15 protein-coding genes and 1 rRNA gene are annotated in these 17,294 nt (G+C 28.8%); 8 read left to right on the forward strand and 8 right to left on the reverse strand.

Features of this window, described 5'->3' with window-relative positions; translation table 11 throughout:
* Positions 1 to 54: 54 nt before the first annotated feature.
* From rsmG to rpmH, 8 genes are all read right to left on the reverse strand, one after another.
* Positions 55 to 774: a 16S rRNA (guanine(527)-N(7))-methyltransferase RsmG gene (rsmG, locus tag CLTHE_RS16390; RefSeq protein WP_080024305.1), complete on the reverse strand. Its 720-nt coding sequence runs from the start codon at positions 772 to 774 to the stop codon at positions 55 to 57.
* A gap of 16 nt (positions 775 to 790) precedes the next feature.
* The gene (gene mnmG / locus CLTHE_RS16395) at positions 791 to 2,680 is read right to left on the reverse strand and encodes a tRNA uridine-5-carboxymethylaminomethyl(34) synthesis enzyme MnmG (RefSeq protein WP_080024306.1); all 1,890 of its coding nucleotides are present in this window, start codon (positions 2,678 to 2,680) and stop codon (positions 791 to 793) included.
* 10 nt (positions 2,681 to 2,690) lie between these two features.
* Positions 2,691 to 4,067, reverse strand: a complete 1,377-nt coding sequence (gene mnmE / locus CLTHE_RS16400) for a tRNA uridine-5-carboxymethylaminomethyl(34) synthesis GTPase MnmE (RefSeq protein WP_080024307.1) — start codon at positions 4,065 to 4,067, stop codon at positions 2,691 to 2,693.
* 196 nt (positions 4,068 to 4,263) lie between these two features.
* Complete coding sequence (gene jag, locus CLTHE_RS16405) at positions 4,264 to 4,884, reverse strand: RNA-binding cell elongation regulator Jag/EloR (RefSeq protein WP_080024308.1); 621 nt, start codon at positions 4,882 to 4,884, stop codon at positions 4,264 to 4,266.
* A gap of 40 nt (positions 4,885 to 4,924) precedes the next feature.
* Entirely contained in the window at positions 4,925 to 5,716 is a 792-nt protein-coding gene (gene yidC / locus CLTHE_RS16410; RefSeq protein WP_080024309.1) for a membrane protein insertase YidC, read from the reverse strand.
* Between the two features lie 21 nt (positions 5,717 to 5,737).
* Positions 5,738 to 5,947: a membrane protein insertion efficiency factor YidD gene (yidD, locus tag CLTHE_RS16415; RefSeq protein WP_040413737.1), complete on the reverse strand. Its 210-nt coding sequence runs from the start codon at positions 5,945 to 5,947 to the stop codon at positions 5,738 to 5,740.
* Positions 5,919 to 6,293 (reverse strand): ribonuclease P protein component, encoded by a 375-nt coding sequence (gene rnpA / locus CLTHE_RS16420; RefSeq protein WP_080024310.1) that lies wholly within the window; start codon positions 6,291 to 6,293, stop codon positions 5,919 to 5,921. Before rnpA ends, yidD begins: the two co-directional genes overlap by 29 nt.
* Before the next feature lie 61 nt (positions 6,294 to 6,354).
* A complete protein-coding gene (gene rpmH / locus CLTHE_RS16425; RefSeq protein WP_002599137.1) occupies positions 6,355 to 6,489 on the reverse strand; it encodes a 50S ribosomal protein L34 in 135 nt (44 codons plus the stop codon).
* A 537-nt stretch (positions 6,490 to 7,026) separates the two neighbouring features.
* Between rpmH and dnaA the strand changes: the two genes are divergently transcribed.
* From dnaA to CLTHE_RS16465, 8 genes are all read left to right on the forward strand, one after another.
* Complete coding sequence (gene dnaA / locus CLTHE_RS16430) at positions 7,027 to 8,388, forward strand: chromosomal replication initiator protein DnaA (protein ID WP_002599136.1); 1,362 nt, start codon at positions 7,027 to 7,029, stop codon at positions 8,386 to 8,388.
* Positions 8,389 to 8,652: 264 nt separating this feature from the next.
* Complete coding sequence (gene dnaN, locus CLTHE_RS16435) at positions 8,653 to 9,753, forward strand: DNA polymerase III subunit beta (RefSeq protein WP_002599135.1); 1,101 nt, start codon at positions 8,653 to 8,655, stop codon at positions 9,751 to 9,753.
* Positions 9,754 to 9,827: 74 nt separating this feature from the next.
* Positions 9,828 to 10,034, forward strand: a complete 207-nt coding sequence (yaaA, locus tag CLTHE_RS16440; protein WP_002599134.1) for a S4 domain-containing protein YaaA — start codon at positions 9,828 to 9,830, stop codon at positions 10,032 to 10,034.
* A 70-nt stretch (positions 10,035 to 10,104) separates the two neighbouring features.
* Complete coding sequence (gene recF / locus CLTHE_RS16445) at positions 10,105 to 11,190, forward strand: DNA replication/repair protein RecF (RefSeq protein WP_080024311.1); 1,086 nt, start codon at positions 10,105 to 10,107, stop codon at positions 11,188 to 11,190.
* Between the two features lie 13 nt (positions 11,191 to 11,203).
* Positions 11,204 to 11,464, forward strand: coding sequence for an extracellular matrix regulator RemB (gene remB / locus CLTHE_RS16450; protein ID WP_002599132.1), 261 nt, complete (start codon positions 11,204 to 11,206; stop codon positions 11,462 to 11,464).
* Between the two features lie 54 nt (positions 11,465 to 11,518).
* On the forward strand, positions 11,519 to 13,429 hold the full coding sequence (gene gyrB / locus CLTHE_RS16455) for a DNA topoisomerase (ATP-hydrolyzing) subunit B (RefSeq protein WP_278320314.1): 1,911 nt from the start codon (positions 11,519 to 11,521) through the stop codon (positions 13,427 to 13,429).
* A gap of 22 nt (positions 13,430 to 13,451) precedes the next feature.
* On the forward strand, positions 13,452 to 16,010 hold the full coding sequence (gyrA, locus tag CLTHE_RS16460) for a DNA gyrase subunit A (protein WP_080024313.1): 2,559 nt from the start codon (positions 13,452 to 13,454) through the stop codon (positions 16,008 to 16,010).
* Between the two features lie 894 nt (positions 16,011 to 16,904).
* Positions 16,905 to 17,294: ribosomal RNA gene (locus tag CLTHE_RS16465) — 16S ribosomal RNA — on the forward strand; the annotation flags it as partial.

Raw genomic sequence — 17,294 nt, forward strand, 5'->3', positions numbered from 1 at the left:
TTTCCCTTTATCTTTATATAGGAAATATTGCTTTTAATTTATATATATTTATCATTATTTTATTGGTTTCTTTGTAACATTACCTGCTTTTCTTGGATATGCCTTAGGACATTCTTTTATTTTTTTGACAACTACAATATTATGATTTAAGTCAGTTCCTTCAACAATCGTTTCATCAACTCTTATAAGTTTTCCACCTAAAGTTCCAATAGCATTTTTACTTCCAGAAAGTTCTTCGTCTATTGCAGGGCCTTTTAAAGCTATAAAGAATCCATCTACTTTTACATATGGAAGACAAAATTCTGATAAAACTGCCATATTAGCAACAGCTCTTGATGTAGCAACATCAAATTTTTCTCTTAATTCTTTTTTTCTTGCTCCATCTTCTGCTCTAGAATGTATAGTAGTTACATTTTTAAGTCCTAATTCTTTTACTACTAAATTTAAGAAGTTAATTCTTTTATTTAAAGAATCTAAAAGCGTTACATCAGTATTTTCATTCATAATAGCTATAGGAAGACCTGGAAAACCAGCGCCTGTCCCTACATCTATTACAGTCTTTGCATTTTTAAGCTCATCACTTTTAAACGCTTTTATACAATCAATAAAATGCTTCTTTATAAACTCATCATCTTCAGTTATAGCTGTTAAGTTTATCTTTTGATTCCACTCTTGTACAAGTCTCATATATTTTATGAACTTCTCATATTTTTCTTCATTAAACTCAACATTTACTTCATCTGCTGCAGTTTTCATTATATTGTAAAATTCCATATTATCCTCCCAAAGGCTATTTATTTTCTTTATCTTTTCCATATCCTATTTCTAAATATATTAGAAGTACTGATATATCAGCTGGTGAAACTCCAGATATTCTTGAAGCCTGACCAATACTAACAGGTCTTATATCTGATAATTTTTGCATTGCTTCAGTTCTAAGCCCTTTTACATCATAATAATTAATATCTTTAGGTAATATTTTCTTTTCAAACTTCTTAAATTGAGCAACTTGCTCTAATTGACTTTGAATATACCCTTCATATTTAGCTATTATATTTATTTGTTCTCCAACACTATAATCATAATCTGGTCTTTCTTCATCTAATGGCGCTAATGAAAAATAATCTAATTCAGATCTTTTTATAAGCTCATATAATCTTGTTGGTTTCTTTAATGCAGCTGAACCTAAGCTTTCTAAGAATTCATTATTTTCAGTTTTATTAGTTACTTGTAAATTCTTTAATCTTTCTAATTCATTTTCAATATTAGCTTTTCTATTTAAATATCTATTATATCTTTCTTCATTTACTAATCCAACTTTATGTCCAATTTCAGTTAATCTGAAATCAGCATTATCTTGTCTTAATAATAGTCTATATTCAGCTCTAGATGTCATCATTCTATAAGGTTCATTAGTTCCTTTTGTAACTAAGTCATCTATTAAAACTCCTATATAAGCATCTGAACGAGTTAATATTAGAGGCTCTTCGCCTTTTATTTTAAGTGCTGCATTAATACCAGCAACTATTCCTTGTGCTGCTGCCTCTTCATATCCTGAACTACCATTTAATTGCCCAGCTCCATAAAGACCATTTATATGTTTAAATTCTAAAGTTGGCTTTAATTGAAGTGGGTTTATTGAATCATATTCTATAGCATAAGCAGCTCTCATTATCTCTGCATTTTCTAATCCATCTAATGTTCTTATAACTTGTATTTGAACATCTTCTGGTAGTGATGATGAAAGCCCTCCTATATATAATTCTTGTGAATCATCACCTTCTGGCTCTACGAATATTTGGTGTCTTCCCTTATCTGGGAATCTCATTACTTTATCTTCTATTGAAGGACAATATCTTGGTCCTATTCCTTTTATAGTTCCATTATAAATAGGTGATCTTCCTATATTTTCATTTATAATTTTATGAGTTTCTTCATTTGTATATGTTAAATAACATGATACTTGCTCTCTATCAACATTATCATTCATAAATGAGAAAGGTATTATTCTATCATCACCTTTTTGCTCTATCATTTTAGAGAAATCTACAGATCTTTTATTAACTCTAGCTGGAGTTCCTGTCTTAAATCTTCTAAGTTCTATTCCTAAATCTAATAAAGTTTGTGATAAATCTTTAGCTTCTGATAATCCATTAGGACCTCCAGAATAACTCACATCTCCAATTATTATTTTAGCCTTTAAATATGTTCCTGTAGCTAAAATAACCGCCTTACAATTAAATACAGCCCCATTTCTTGAAACTACCCCTTTAATAGTTCCATCTTCAACTACTAAATCAATAATCTCTACTTGTCTTACATAAAGATTATCTTCTCTTTCTAATACACTTTTCATTCTTTTTTGATAAGCATGTTTATCAGCTTGTGCTCTTAATGAATGTACTGCTGGCCCTTTAGAAGTATTAAGCATTCTTGATTGGATAAATGTTTTATCTATATTTACAGCCATTTCTCCACCTAATGCGTCTATTTCTCTAACTAAATGCCCTTTTGCAGTTCCCCCTATATTAGGATTACAAGGCATCATTCCAATTGATTCTAAATTTATAGTACAAATTAGCGTTTTTAATCCCATTCTTGCTGAAGCTAAAGCAGCCTCGCATCCAGCATGGCCTCCACCAATAACTACAACATCATAATTTCCACCGTTATATCTCATTTGTTTCCTCCTATTTTCCACAACAGAATTCACTAAATATCTTATTTACTAAATCTTCTTCAAGTTCTGCTCCTGTTATTTCTCCAAGAGATTTCATTCCTGAAGTTACATATATAGATATTAAATCTAGGAATTCATTTTTATCTAATCTATCTTTTGCTTCTATACAATTCTCTAAAGCTCTTATTAAAGCTTGCTTATGTCTACTATTAGATATAATTAAACTTTCACTATCAACTTCCCCACTAAAGAACATATCCTTTATTTTTGCTTTTAAATCTTCTATTCCAAAACCTGTTTTAGCAGATATCTCAATGAAATTACTGAAATCTTTTAACTCATCTCTTGATATTTTTTCTTCTAAATCAACCTTATTTAAAAGTACTATCGTATTCTTATCTTTAACAACTTCAATAATCTCTCTATCTTCAGCTTCTATAGCTCTAGAAGTATCTATCATAAGGACTACTAAATCAGCCTCTTCTAGCTTTTCCTTAGATCTTTCAACTCCTATTTTTTCTACTATATCTTCTGTTTCTCTTATACCAGCTGTATCAGTTATTTTAACAGGAATTCCATCTAAATTAATGAACTCTTCTATAACATCTCTAGTCGTTCCTGGAATATCTGTAACAATAGCTCTTTGCTCTTGAAGTAAAGCATTCATTAGCGATGATTTACCAACATTTGGTTTTCCGATTATAGTCATTTTTAATCCATCTCTTATTAATTTTCCTTCATTTGCACTTTTTAAAAGCCTATTCATTTCTAATATAGCTTTATCTAATCCTTCTCCAACTCTAACTGGTATAGTTTCATCTGGTTCTTCATCATCTTCAGTAAAATCAACAGCATATTCTATTAAAGCTAATACATTTAATAAGTACTCTCTAAGTTTATTTATTTCCTGGGAAAGTCTACCCGAACTTTGCATCATTGCAGATTTCATAGCCAAATCAGTTTTAGCTCTTATTATATCTATAACTGCTTCAGCTTGACTTAAATCTATCCTTCCATTTAAAAATGCTCTCTTAGTAAACTCTCCTGGTTCTGCAAGTCTTGCTCCTGCTCTTATTACTTCTTCTAAAACTCTATTAGTAGAAACAACCCCTCCATGACAATTTATTTCAACAACATCTTCAGCAGTAAAACTTCTAGGTCCTTTCATATAACTTATAATAACTTCATCTATTACATCATTGTTTTTATCAACTATATTTCCATACTTCATTGTATATGTCTTCATAGTTTTTATATCAAATTTATTTTTAGGTTTAAATATATTCGAAACAATTTCAAGTGCTTTATTTCCTGAAACTCTTATAATAGCAATTCCACCTTCACCTTGAGCTGTTGCTATTGCACAAATAGTATCAAACTCTTTCATATCTTAACCTCCTTAAATATTTATCATATTATAAATTTTGCTTTATTTTAAATTATGTATTATTTTATCGGTTTATAAACATTTAACTCTAACAAACTAATATCAATTTTACAGAAATATACTTAATAAGTCAAAATAATAAATATAGTAAATAAAGCAAAAAAAAGAAAGCCATTAATGGCTTTCTTTTTACGTATTATTTTAATGCAACCACTACTTTTCTATAAGGATCTTCTCCCTCACTATAAGTTGAAATTTTACTTTCATTTTGAAGTGCTGCATGTATTATTCTTCTTTCATAAGGATTCATAGGTTCAAGCTTAAATGGTTTTCCAGTTTTAATAACTTTTCTTGCTGTTTTTAAAGCAACTCTTTTAAGAGTTTCTTCTCTTTTTGCTCTATAATTTTCTGTATCTAAAATAACTTTTTTATAGCTTATCTCATGATCTTTATTTACAACTAATGATATAAGATACTGTATTGAATCTAGAGTCTCTCCTCTATATCCAATTATCGTTCCCATTTTAGGTCCTGATACATCAATTTTTACAGTATCATTTTCTTCTGAAATATCAACAGTCCCTTCAACATTCATATGTTTTAAAAGATTTTGAGTAAATATTTTAGCTTCACGTATATAATCATATTTTAATGTTACTTTTATTTTTGCAGGCTTACTACCTATAATACTTAAAAATCCTTTTGAACCTTCATCAATAACATCTATAATAACTCTTTCCTTAGATACATTAAGCTCATTTAACGCTTTTTCTAAAGCTTCATCTACTGTTTTCCCTGTTGTTTCAATAAATTTCATTTGCCCTAGACACCTACTCTCACTTATTATAAATTAAGAATTATTTTTTCTTCTTTTTCTTTTTATTGTTAGCCTCATCAATACTTTCTAAAAGACCAAATTTATCTTTTGAAGCATCTTTTTGTTTTTCTTCAATTGCTTGAGCAGTTTTTTGCTTTTGAAGTGGTCTAACATTTAAGAAATAAGTTTGAATTAATTGATATATTCCACTTACTACCCAGTAAATAACTAATAATGATTGGAATCTTAATGAAATGAATCCCATCATTACAGCCATCCCAATATTCATTGGCATCATATTCATACCTGAGGCATCACCAGCAGGATTTGATTTAGTCATCATATATGATGGAATAAAAGTAAATATTGCTGATAATATAGGTAAAATATATAAAGGATCATGCCCATTTAAGTTTGGTATCCATAAGAAGCTCACACCATTAATTTGTGAAGCTATTGCTGGATTTGCAAATGTCCAATATAAAGCCATTAATATAGGAAGCGGAATTAACATTGGTAAACATCCACCAGTCATACTGATGTTATTTTCCTTATAAATTTTCATAACTTCCATATTTGCTTTTTGAGGGTCCCCTTTATATTTTTCTTGAACCTTCTTTATCATAGGTTGAAATTCTTGCATTTTTCTTGTTGACTTAACCGATTTAATACTAAATGGTAAAACAAGTGTTTTTATAATAACAGTTAAAATTATAACTGCTAGCACGTAACCAAGTCCTTTATCTGTAACACCTAAAGATACTATAAAGTTATGTATTGCATCAAATATTGCTACAAATACATTGATTACTGGCTGAATAAAATTTTGCATCTAAAACTATCCTCCCATATTTTATTTAACAGGATCATAACCACCCTTGCTAAAAGGATTACAACGTAATATTCTCCAAATAGCCATAAGACTTCCTTTTATTGCACCATGCTTTTCTACAGCTTGAAGTGCATATTCTGAACAAGTTGGTCTATATTTGCAACATGGAGCATACATAGGTGATATCCTTAATCTATAAAATTTAATTAGACATATTATGATTCTCTTCATTTAATAGACCTGCCTTTTTAAACAAATTAAGCATAGCTTTTTCAACCTCATGAAAATTCTTATCCTTTATTTTTGTTCTAGCTACAAAGACGTAGTCATATCCCTTTTTTAAATCTATATCATTTAATCTATAGCTTTCGAATATTAGTCTTTTACTTCTACTTCTTACAACACTATTTCCTACTTTTTTACTAACAGAAATTCCTATCTTATTATAAGGTAGGTTTTCTTTATCTTTATTTCTGTTATTTTTATATCTGTATAACACCAATAAATCATTAGCCAGAGATTTTCCTCTTCTATATACGAGTCTGAATTCATTATTTTTTTTTAATCTATATATCATAGGTAATTCAATACTCCTTTTTTCCTACTATTGTAGAAAAAAGGCCACTAAAATGCGGCCCTTATGCTGTTAATTTTTTTCTACCTTTTTGTCTTCTTGCTTTAAGCACGTTTCTTCCAGATGAAGTTTTCATTCTTTTTCTGAAACCATGCTCTTTTTTTCTTTGTCTTTTTTTAGGTTGGTATGTCATGAACATTTGCACTACACCCCCTTCGAATTTTTATTATAGAAAAATACTTATACTTTTCTTTTTACTTTACCATTATATATACCTCTTACTAATCTGTCAAGAATAAGGATAATTGTTGATAAATAATAAAAAGCTTATTACTTTTTGTGGATAACTTATTGAATCCCTCTATTCACTTATGTTATCATATTAAATATATTGTTGATAACTTGTTATTAATAGGAAGTTATCCACATCTGTTGATAAACCTGTTGATAACTTGTTGCTTTTATATTAATATTTTATTATATTTAAATAAATTCTATTGATTTATCCTAGTTTTTGGTATGTTTTTATATGTTTATATCTCATTAACCATTAATTGTGGATAACTTATATACATATTTTATTTCAACATAATTATTAACATGTGGATAAAATTATATTCATAACTTAACTGATTATGTTTATTGTTAATAACTATGTTTATAATATGTTATTAACACAAATTACTATGTAAATTTAAATAAAAATTTTTTTAAAAATCCGATTGGAGGATAAGAAATGGATTCTGATTTAAAGCAATTATGGGAAAAAACATTAAGTATTATAAAAGGCGAGATGAGTGAAGTAAGCTTCAACACTTGGATAAAAAGTTGTGAGCCTATATCAATGTCTTCAGATACTATAAAAATTAGTGTCCCTAATACCTTTACTCAAGATATACTAGAAAAAAGATATAAAGATTTAGTAGTAAACTCCATCAAAGCTAGTTGTTCTAAGCTTTATAAGATAGAGTTTTTAGTTGCGTCAGAAATTCAAAGTACAGAAGAAACGGTAACTAATCAAAAAATTAAAAAAGAAAAATCAGAAGAAAATCAAAATCCATCTGATGAAATGAGCACTAACTTAAATCCTAAATATACATTTGATTCGTTCGTTATAGGTAATAGTAATAGGTTTGCTCATGCTGCATCATTAGCTGTTGCAGAAGCTCCGGCTAAAGCATACAACCCTCTATTTATATATGGAGGAGTTGGACTTGGAAAAACTCACTTAATGCATGCAATAGGTCATTATATTTTACAAAATAACTCAAAATCAAAAGTTGTTTATGTTTCCTCTGAGAAATTCACTAATGAATTAATCAATGCTATTAAAGATGACAAAAATGAAGAATTCAGAAACAAATATAGAAATATAGATGTACTTCTTATAGATGATATTCAATTTATTGCTGGAAAAGAAAGAACTCAGGAAGAATTTTTCCATACCTTTAATGCCTTACATGATGCAAATAAACAAATTATCTTATCATCAGATAGACCACCAAAAGAAATTCCTACATTAGAAGATAGATTACGTTCTAGATTTGAATGGGGATTAATAGCTGATATTCAAGTTCCTGATTTTGAAACTAGAATGGCGATCTTAAAAAAGAAAGCAGATGTAGAAAATTTAAGCGTTGCAAACGAAGTTATGGTTTATATCGCAACTAAAATAAAATCAAATATTAGAGAATTAGAAGGTGCATTAACTAGAATAATTGCATATTCATCTCTAACAAATAGATCTATAACAGTTGATTTAGCTTCTGAAGCATTAAAAGATATAATTTCTAAAAAACAAGGCAAACATGTAACTATAGAAATTATTCAAGATATAGTAGCAAGCTACTTTAATTTAAGAATAGAAGATTTAAAATCTCAAAGAAGAACTAGAAATGTTTCATATCCTAGACAAATAGCAATGTATTTAAGTAGAAAGCTTACTGATATGTCTTTACCAAAGATAGGAGAAGAGTTTGGTGGAAGAGATCATACTACTGTAATTCATGCCTACGAAAAAATTTCTGATAATCTAAATAGAGATGAAAGTCTTCAACATACTATAGAAGAATTGACTAAAAAAATAACTCAAAATTAATCTATCAACATCTGTATATAATTTATACTTAATAAACTGTGGATAACTCTTACTTAAGATTTGCTTGTTAATAACTGTGGATAAGGTACACAATTAGTTACTTACTTATCCACAATATTTTTTTCTAAATTTCTTAGTATTTTCAATAGCTAGAACCACTTTTCAACAAATCCACAGCCTCTATTACTATTATTACTAGTAAATTATATATACCTACACTAAAAAACAGAAAAAAACCTGTGAATAAATAAGGAGGATTTCATAATGATATTTATATGTGAAAAACAAAAATTATTAGAAGGTATTTCAATAGTTCAAAAAGCTATTACAGGAAAAACAACAATGCCTATTTTAGAAGGTATTTACATAAATGCTTCAAATTCAAATATTACTTTAATTGGATCTGATATTGATGTAAGTATAGAAACAAAAGTAGATGCAGATATACTTGAAGAAGGAAAAGTTGTTATTGATGCAAAAATATTTGGAGAGATAATAAGAAAATTACCTAATTCAGATATAAAAATAGAAACATTAGAAAATGATACTATTCAAATAACATGTGAAAAATCAGTATTTAATCTTGGATATATGAAAGCTGATGAATTCCCAGAATTACCTCAATTAAATCAAGATATGAAAATTGAAGTACCTCAAAATATATTAAAAAATATGATAAAATCTACAACTTTTGCAATAGCTCAAGATGAGACTAGACCTATACTTCAAGGGGTTTTATTTGAAGTAAAAGATAAAAGTCTAAACTTAATTGCACTAGATGGATATAGATTAGCACTAAAGAAAGAATATCTAGATTCAGATATAGATATTGAGGTTGTAATTCCAGGAAAAACATTAAACGAAGTATCAAAAATATTAGAAGATGTAGATCAAAATGTTCAAATAACATTTACTAATAATCATATATTATTTAATTTAGATAAAACTAAAATTATATCAAGATTACTTGAAGGTAAATTTGTAAATTATAGATCTCTTTTACCTCAAGAACATAAAATATCTATTACTGTTAAAAAACAAGAATTACAAAACGGAATTGAAAGAGCATCTTTAATGGCTAAAGATGGTAATAATAATTTAATAAAATTAGATATCGAAGATGAGGTTATTATTTTAAGTTCCAATTCTCAATTGGGAAAGGTAAGAGAAGAAGTTAATATAAATCTGCAAGGAGATAAAATACAAATTGCATTTAACTCAAGATATTTATTAGATGTTTTAAAATCATTAGATGATGAAGAGGTAATACTAGAAATGACATCAAGTGTTACTCCTTGTATAATAAAAGGAAAAATGGCTGATAATTATAGATACTTAGTATTACCAGTAAGAGTAGTTAGATAAAGGAGGATGAATAAAGGGTGCATAATTATTCGGATTAGAAAATTAAACATGTACTCCTTTATTCTTGAATAATTATGCAAGAAATTAGAATAAACACAGAATATATAAAATTAGATGCTTTTTTAAAGTGGACTGGAGTTGCTTCATTAGGTTCAGAAGCTAAAATTTATATTTTAGAAGAAATGGTTAAAGTTAATGGTGAGATTTGTACACAAAGAGGAAAAAAATTAAGATCAGGAGACATAGTGGAATTTGAAGGTGAAACTTACAAAATTGTTTAAAATACTTTATTGGGAATATATAAAAAGCTTTTATTCGTCTATTATGATATAATTAAATGGGTGTTTATAAATGTATGTAAAAAAGCTAAAGTTAATAAATTATAGAAATTATGATAATTTAGAAATAAATTTAGGTCCAAACGTAAATGTATTTATGGGAGATAACGCTCAAGGTAAAACAAATGTTTTAGAAGCTATATACTATTGTGCATTTGCAAAATCTCATAGAACATCAAGAGATAGAGAGTTAATCAATTGGAATGGTGATATTGCCTTTATAAGCGTTTCTGTAGGAAGAAATAGATTAGATAAGAAAATTGATATAAATATCTTGAAAGATGGTAAAAAGGTTGTAAAAGTAAATTCTGTAAAAATAAATAAAATAGGTGAACTCTTTGGAACATTCAATGTTGTTATGTTTTCACCAGAAGATTTAAAAATCATAAAAGATTCTCCAGGGATAAGAAGAAAATTTATAGATATGGAATTGTGCCAACTTGACCATAAATATTATTATAATTTAGTTCAGTACAATAAAGTAATGAATGAAAGAAATATAGTATTAAAAAATAGAGAAATAGATTTAGATATTTTAGATATATATGATATTCAACTTTCTACATTTGGAACTTATATTATTAATAAGAGAATCGAATATTTAAATAAATTAAATACTCATTCTATTGAAATACATAATGATATAACATCAGGGAAAGAAAAAATAGAATTTAAATATATTTCATCTATTAAAAATTATGAAAATGTACAAAATGATTTTTATGAAATTTTGAAAAAAAATAGAAAAAAAGATTTAGAAAAAGGTATAACATGTTATGGTCCTCATAGAGATGATTTTTCTGTTTTAATAAATGATGTTGATACAAAAAGCTTTGGTTCGCAAGGACAACAAAGAACCGCTGTATTAACTATGAAGTTTGCATCTTTAAAAATAATAAAAGAGATAACTGGAGAATATCCAGTACTTCTTTTAGATGATGTTTTATCAGAACTTGATTTTAACAGAAAAAGATATGTTCTTAGCTCAATTGGTGAGATACAGACGATTATTACATGTACAGGAATAGAGGATTTAGATGACTATTTAGATAATAATTCTAAATTGTTTAAGGTTAAAGATGGAGTAATTTCGATGTAAAGGAGGATTCTTTATGTTTTTACATTTAGGAGAAAATGTTGTAGTTCCTATAAAAGATGTTATTGGTATTTTTGATTTACAAACAACTATGTATAGTTCGGATACAATACAATTTTTAAGAATGGCAGAAGAAGATGGATTTGTTGAAAGAATAACTGATGATAAACCAAAGTCGTTTGTTATAGCTGAGGTTGATAAGATGAGTAAGATATATTTATCACCAATATCATCATCAACTTTAACTAAAAGAACGGGATTAGATTACAATCCTTAAAAGACTAACATTGCCTTTGATCTAAAGTTAAATTATAAAAAATAGGAGGAATCTATGTTGGAAGGAAATAAGCAAAGTTATGACGAAAGTCAAATACAGGTTCTTGAAGGTTTAGAAGCCGTTAGAAAAAGACCGGGAATGTACATAGGTAGTACTAGTTCTAGAGGACTTCATCACCTAGTATATGAGATCGTTGATAATAGTATTGATGAGGCTTTAGCTGGATACTGCAAAAATATAAATGTATGTATAAACGAAGATAACTCAATAACTGTTGAAGATGACGGAAGAGGTATGCCAGTAGGAATGCACCCTAAAATGCACAAACCAACTGTAGAAGTAATTATGACTGTTCTTCATGCAGGTGGAAAATTTGGAGGCGGTGGATACAAAGTGTCTGGTGGTCTTCATGGAGTTGGGGCTTCTGTTGTTAATGCTTTATCAGAAAAATGTTCTGTAATAGTTAAAAGAGAAGGTGTAATGTGGAAACAATCTTATGAGAGAGGAAATGTTGTTACGCCTTTAGAGAAAATTGGAACAGCTGAAAAGACAGGAACAACAGTTTATTTCAAACCGGATGAAGAAATCTTTGATGAACTTATATATGATTTTGAAATATTATCACAAAGATTAAGAGAACTTGCATTCTTAAATAAAGGAATAAACATAACATTAACAGATAAAAGAAGTGAAAAATCAGAAAATTATTTCTATGAAGGAGGAATAAAATCATTTGTATCTTATCTAAATAGAAATAAGCAAACACTTCATGAAGAACCTATATATGTTGAAGGAAATAAAGAAGGTATCATAGTTGAAGTTGCACTTCAATATCATGATGGATACAATGAGAATTTATTTTCATTTGCTAACAATATAGACACTATAGAAGGTGGAACACACTTAGTTGGATTTAAAACAGCTTTAACTAGAGTATTTAATGATTATGCCAAAAAGTTTGGTCATTTAAAGGAAAATGATAAGAATCTTTCAGGAGATGATATAAGAGAAGGTCTAACAGCTGTAATATCAGTAAAGATAAGTGAACCACAATTTGAAGGGCAAACAAAGACAAAGTTAGGAAATAGTGAAGTTAGAGGTGTTGTTGATTCTATAGTTGGTGAAGGCGTAGGAATATTTCTTGAAGAAAATCCTAATATATCTAAAGCAATAATAGATAAAGCTTTAATGGCAGCAAGAGCAAGAGATGCTGCAAGAAAAGCAAGAGAATTAACAAGAAAATCTGTTTTAGAAAGATCATCTTTACCGGGAAAACTTGCTGATTGTTCATCAAAAGATCCTAAAGAATGTGAAATTTATATAGTAGAAGGAGACTCTGCTGGAGGGTCAGCAAAACAAGGAAGAGATAGAAAATTCCAAGCTATTTTACCGTTAAGAGGTAAGATAATGAACGTAGAAAAGCAGAGATTAGACAAAATATTAAATTCAGATACTATAAGATCTATGGTTACTGCTTTTGGAGCTGGAATTGGGAAAGATTTTGATATATCAAAGATAAGATATAACAGAATTATAATCATGACAGATGCTGATGTTGATGGAGCTCACATAAGAACTCTATTATTAACATTCTTCTATAGATATATGAGAGAACTTATAGATGGAGGTCATGTTTATATAGCTCAACCACCTTTATACAAGGTAACTAAGAATAAAAAAGATAGATATGCATATTCAGATGAGGAGTTAGATTCTATTTTAGCTGAAATGGGAGGAAAAGATAACTCTACTAATATTCAAAGATACAAAGGTCTTGGAGAAATGAATGCAAATCAATTATGGGATACAACAATGGATCCAGAACAAAGAATTCTATTAAAAGCAACTATAGAAGATGCTATGGCAGCAGATGAAATATTCACTATTCTTATGGGTGAAAAAGTTGAGCCTAGAAGAGAATTTATCCAAGAAAATGCTAGTAAAGTAAGTAATCTAGATATTTAGTACTAATTATGAGGTGAAGTACATGAGTTTTAATGAGGGAAAAGTAATACCCGTAGATATAAAAAACGAAATGAAGAAGTGCTACATTGATTATGCTATGAGTGTAATTGTTGGTCGTGCACTTCCAGATGTTAGAGATGGATTAAAACCAGTTCATAGAAGAATATTATTCTCAATGCATGAACTTGGATTAGCACCAGAAAAAGGATACAGAAAATGTGCAAGAATAGTTGGGGAAGTTTTAGGTAAATATCACCCACATGGGGATTCATCAGTTTATGACGCATTAGTAAGAATGGCACAAGATTTCTCAATGAGATATATGCTTGTTGATGGGCATGGAAACTTTGGATCAGTTGATGGTGATAGTGCAGCGGCTATGAGATATACAGAAGCGAAAATGAATAAGATAGCAGCGCAAATGATCAGAGATATTGGTAAAAACACAGTAGATTTTATACCAAACTTTGATGGTGAAGAGAAAGAACCTTCAGTACTACCTTCAAGATTTCCAAACCTTTTAGTCAATGGTTCATCAGGGATAGCAGTTGGTATGGCAACAAATATTCCTCCACACAATTTAGGAGAAATTATTGATGGTACTATAATGCTTATTGATAATCCTGACATATCAATAATTGAATTAATGACAGCTATAAAAGGACCAGATTTTCCAACTGCAGGTATTATAATGGGGCAATCAGGAATAAGATCTGCTTATGAAACTGGAAGAGGTAAAATTATAGTTAGAGCATTAGCAAATATAGAAGAGGAAAATAATAAACATAGAATTATTGTTAATGAATTACCATATCAGGTTAATAAAGCTAAGCTTATAGAAAGTATTGCAGACTTAGTAAAAGACAAAAAGATAAATGGAATTTCAGATCTAAGAGATGAATCAGATAGAGAAGGTATGAGAATTGTAATAGAGCTTAAAAGAGATGCAAATCCAAATGTAGTTCTAAATCTTTTATATAAACATACAAAGATGCAAGATACTTTTGGAGTAACTATGTTAGCTCTTGTTAATAATGAACCTCAAATTCTTAACTTAAAGCAAGTATTAGTTCATTATGTTGATTTCCAAAAAGAAGTTATAACAAGAAGAACTATATTTGAATTAGATAAAGCAGAAGCTAGAGCTCATATCTTAGAAGGATTAAGAATAGCTTTAGACCATATAGACGAAGTTATTTCTATAATTAGAAATTCAAAAACTTCAGAAATAGCTAAAAATACATTGATGGAAAAATTTGACCTTTCTGATAAGCAAAGTCAAGCTATTCTTGATATGAGATTAAGAAGACTTACAGGGTTAGAAAGAGATAAAATTGAAGATGAGTACAATGAGCTTATGAAAGAGATTGCTTATTTAAAATCAATTTTAGCAAGTGAAGAAAAGTTACTTTCAGTAATAAAAGAAGAATTATTAGAAATTAAAGCAAGATACAGCGATGAGAGAAGAACTGCTATTGAAGCCAATGCAGATGATATTGATGTAGAAGATCTTATTCAAGAGCAAGAAATAGTTATAACGCTTACTCATTCAGGATACATTAAGAGAATATCTTCTGATGTTTACTCAGCACAGAAGAGAGGTGGAAAAGGAATTCAAGCTATGTCAACTAAGGAAGATGACTTTGTTGAGCATGCTATGGTTACTTCTACACATTCAGACATACTATTCTTTACAAATAGAGGTAGAGTATATAAATTAAGAGGATACCAAATTCCAGATGCTGGTAGAACAGCAAAAGGTACAAATATAATTAACCTTATTTCTATAGAAGCTGATGAAAAGATAGAGACTGTTTTAACAGTAAATGATATCTATAAAGGTGGATTCTTGTTTATGGGAACTAAGAATGGTATAGTTAAAAAGACTAAACTAGAAGAGTTCAAAAACCTTAGAAAGAATGGATTAAATGCTATAACATTAAGAGATGGTGATGAGCTTCTTAAAGTTAAGATGACTAAAGGAGATGCAGATATAATAGTTGTTACTCAAAATGGTATGGCAGTTAAGTTTAATGAAACTGATGTTAGACCTATGGGTAGAACTGCATCAGGAGTTAAAGCTATAACTTTAAAAGAAGACGATATTGCTGTTTGTATGGATATAGCTACTCCAGATGAAGAGTTATTAGTTGTAAGTGAAAATGGATATGGTAAGAGAACACCAACATCAGAATATAAAGTACAAAATAGAGGTGGAAAAGGTCTTATCACTTATAAAATTACAGAAAAAACAGGTAAAGTTATAGGTGCAACAGTTTGTAAGAGTGATGATGAGCTTATGCTTATAAACTCAAACGGTATTGCAATAAGAATAAACGTTTCTGATATATCTATTACAGGTAGATCTGCTATGGGAGTTAAGCTTATGAGAACTCTTGAAGAAGAGCAAGTTGTAACAATAGCTAAAATTACTGGTAATGAAGAAGCTGATGAGAAAGAGGAACAAATTTCACTAGAAAGTTCAGAAATATCAATTAATGAAGAAGATGATGATTCATCAAATAATGCATCTTTAAATGAATTATTAAATAGAGCTATGGATGAAGATACAGAAAAATAAATTAGAAAAGGACCACTGATGAAAATCAAGTGGTCTTTTTTTATAAATAATAAAATTTAAATATAAATAACTTTGTTTTATGTAAGTATAGAAATTTTTAAAGCATTTAAAAGTGGAGGAGTGAAAGCAATAGATTTAATATTGAATATATAAATATAATCTAAAATTAAGTTTGAGAGTTCATTTAATATCTATATAAAGAAATTTATTAATATAAGAAAATAATACTTCAGTCTATTAAAAGTTAAATTTTATAATAAAGATTTTTATATACGACAATTGATAAGAGAATTTTTATTAAACGACAAAAATAAATTTTGATAATAAGATATAGTTAAAGAAATATTTATAACAACTTATATTGATAAAAATTAAATATATTATAGTTTATATAGTATAGAAAAAAGACGTAATTAATTAAAAATAGATATAAGAAATAATAAAACCTAGATTATAATCAGTTAAAATATAAAACATAGATAGAAAGAATATAAAAAATTTAAATTATTTACTTATAAAAGTAAAAAAATACACATAAATACATTTAGATTATAATACTCTTTGCCTAGCGTATCTTTATATAAAAAAGATAGATAAAAATAGAAAATAGAAGTAATCTTATAATAATTTTAAAAAATGAAACATATTAAATTATATATTATTGTATATCATGATAATATAAATCTCGTCGCTGATGCGAAATACAACAACTCAAAAAAATAAAAAAAGTTTTTAAAAAGTTGTTGACAAGTAATCAAAACAGTGATAACATAAAGAAGTCGCTTGAAGGCGATGAGAAAAATGGTCTTTGAAAATTGAACAGAATAATATATAAGCAAACTTAAACCAGCAATTCTTTTATAAGTAAGTTTTAAGAGCTAAAAGATTAAACTTTTTATTGAGAGTTTGATCCTGGCTCAGGACGAACGCTGGCGGCGTGCCTAACACATGCAAGTCGAGCGATGAAATTTTCTTCGGAAAATGGATTAGCGGCGGACGGGTGAGTAACACGTGGGTAACCTGCCCTATAGAGAGGGATAGCCTTCCGAAAGGGAGATTAATACCTCATAATATCCTAGTATCGCATGATACATGGATTAAAGGAGCAATCCGCTATAGGATGGACCCGCGGCGCATTAGCTAGTTGGTGAGGTAACGGCTCACCAAGGCGACGATGCGTAGCCGACCTGAGAGGGTGATCGGCCACATTGGGACTGAGACACGGCCCAGACTCCTACGGGAGGCAGCAGTGGGGAATATTGCACAATGGGGGAAACCCTGATG

Source organism: Clostridium thermobutyricum DSM 4928, assembly GCF_002050515.1.
Classification (GTDB): Bacteria; Bacillota; Clostridia; order Clostridiales; family Clostridiaceae; genus Clostridium; species Clostridium thermobutyricum.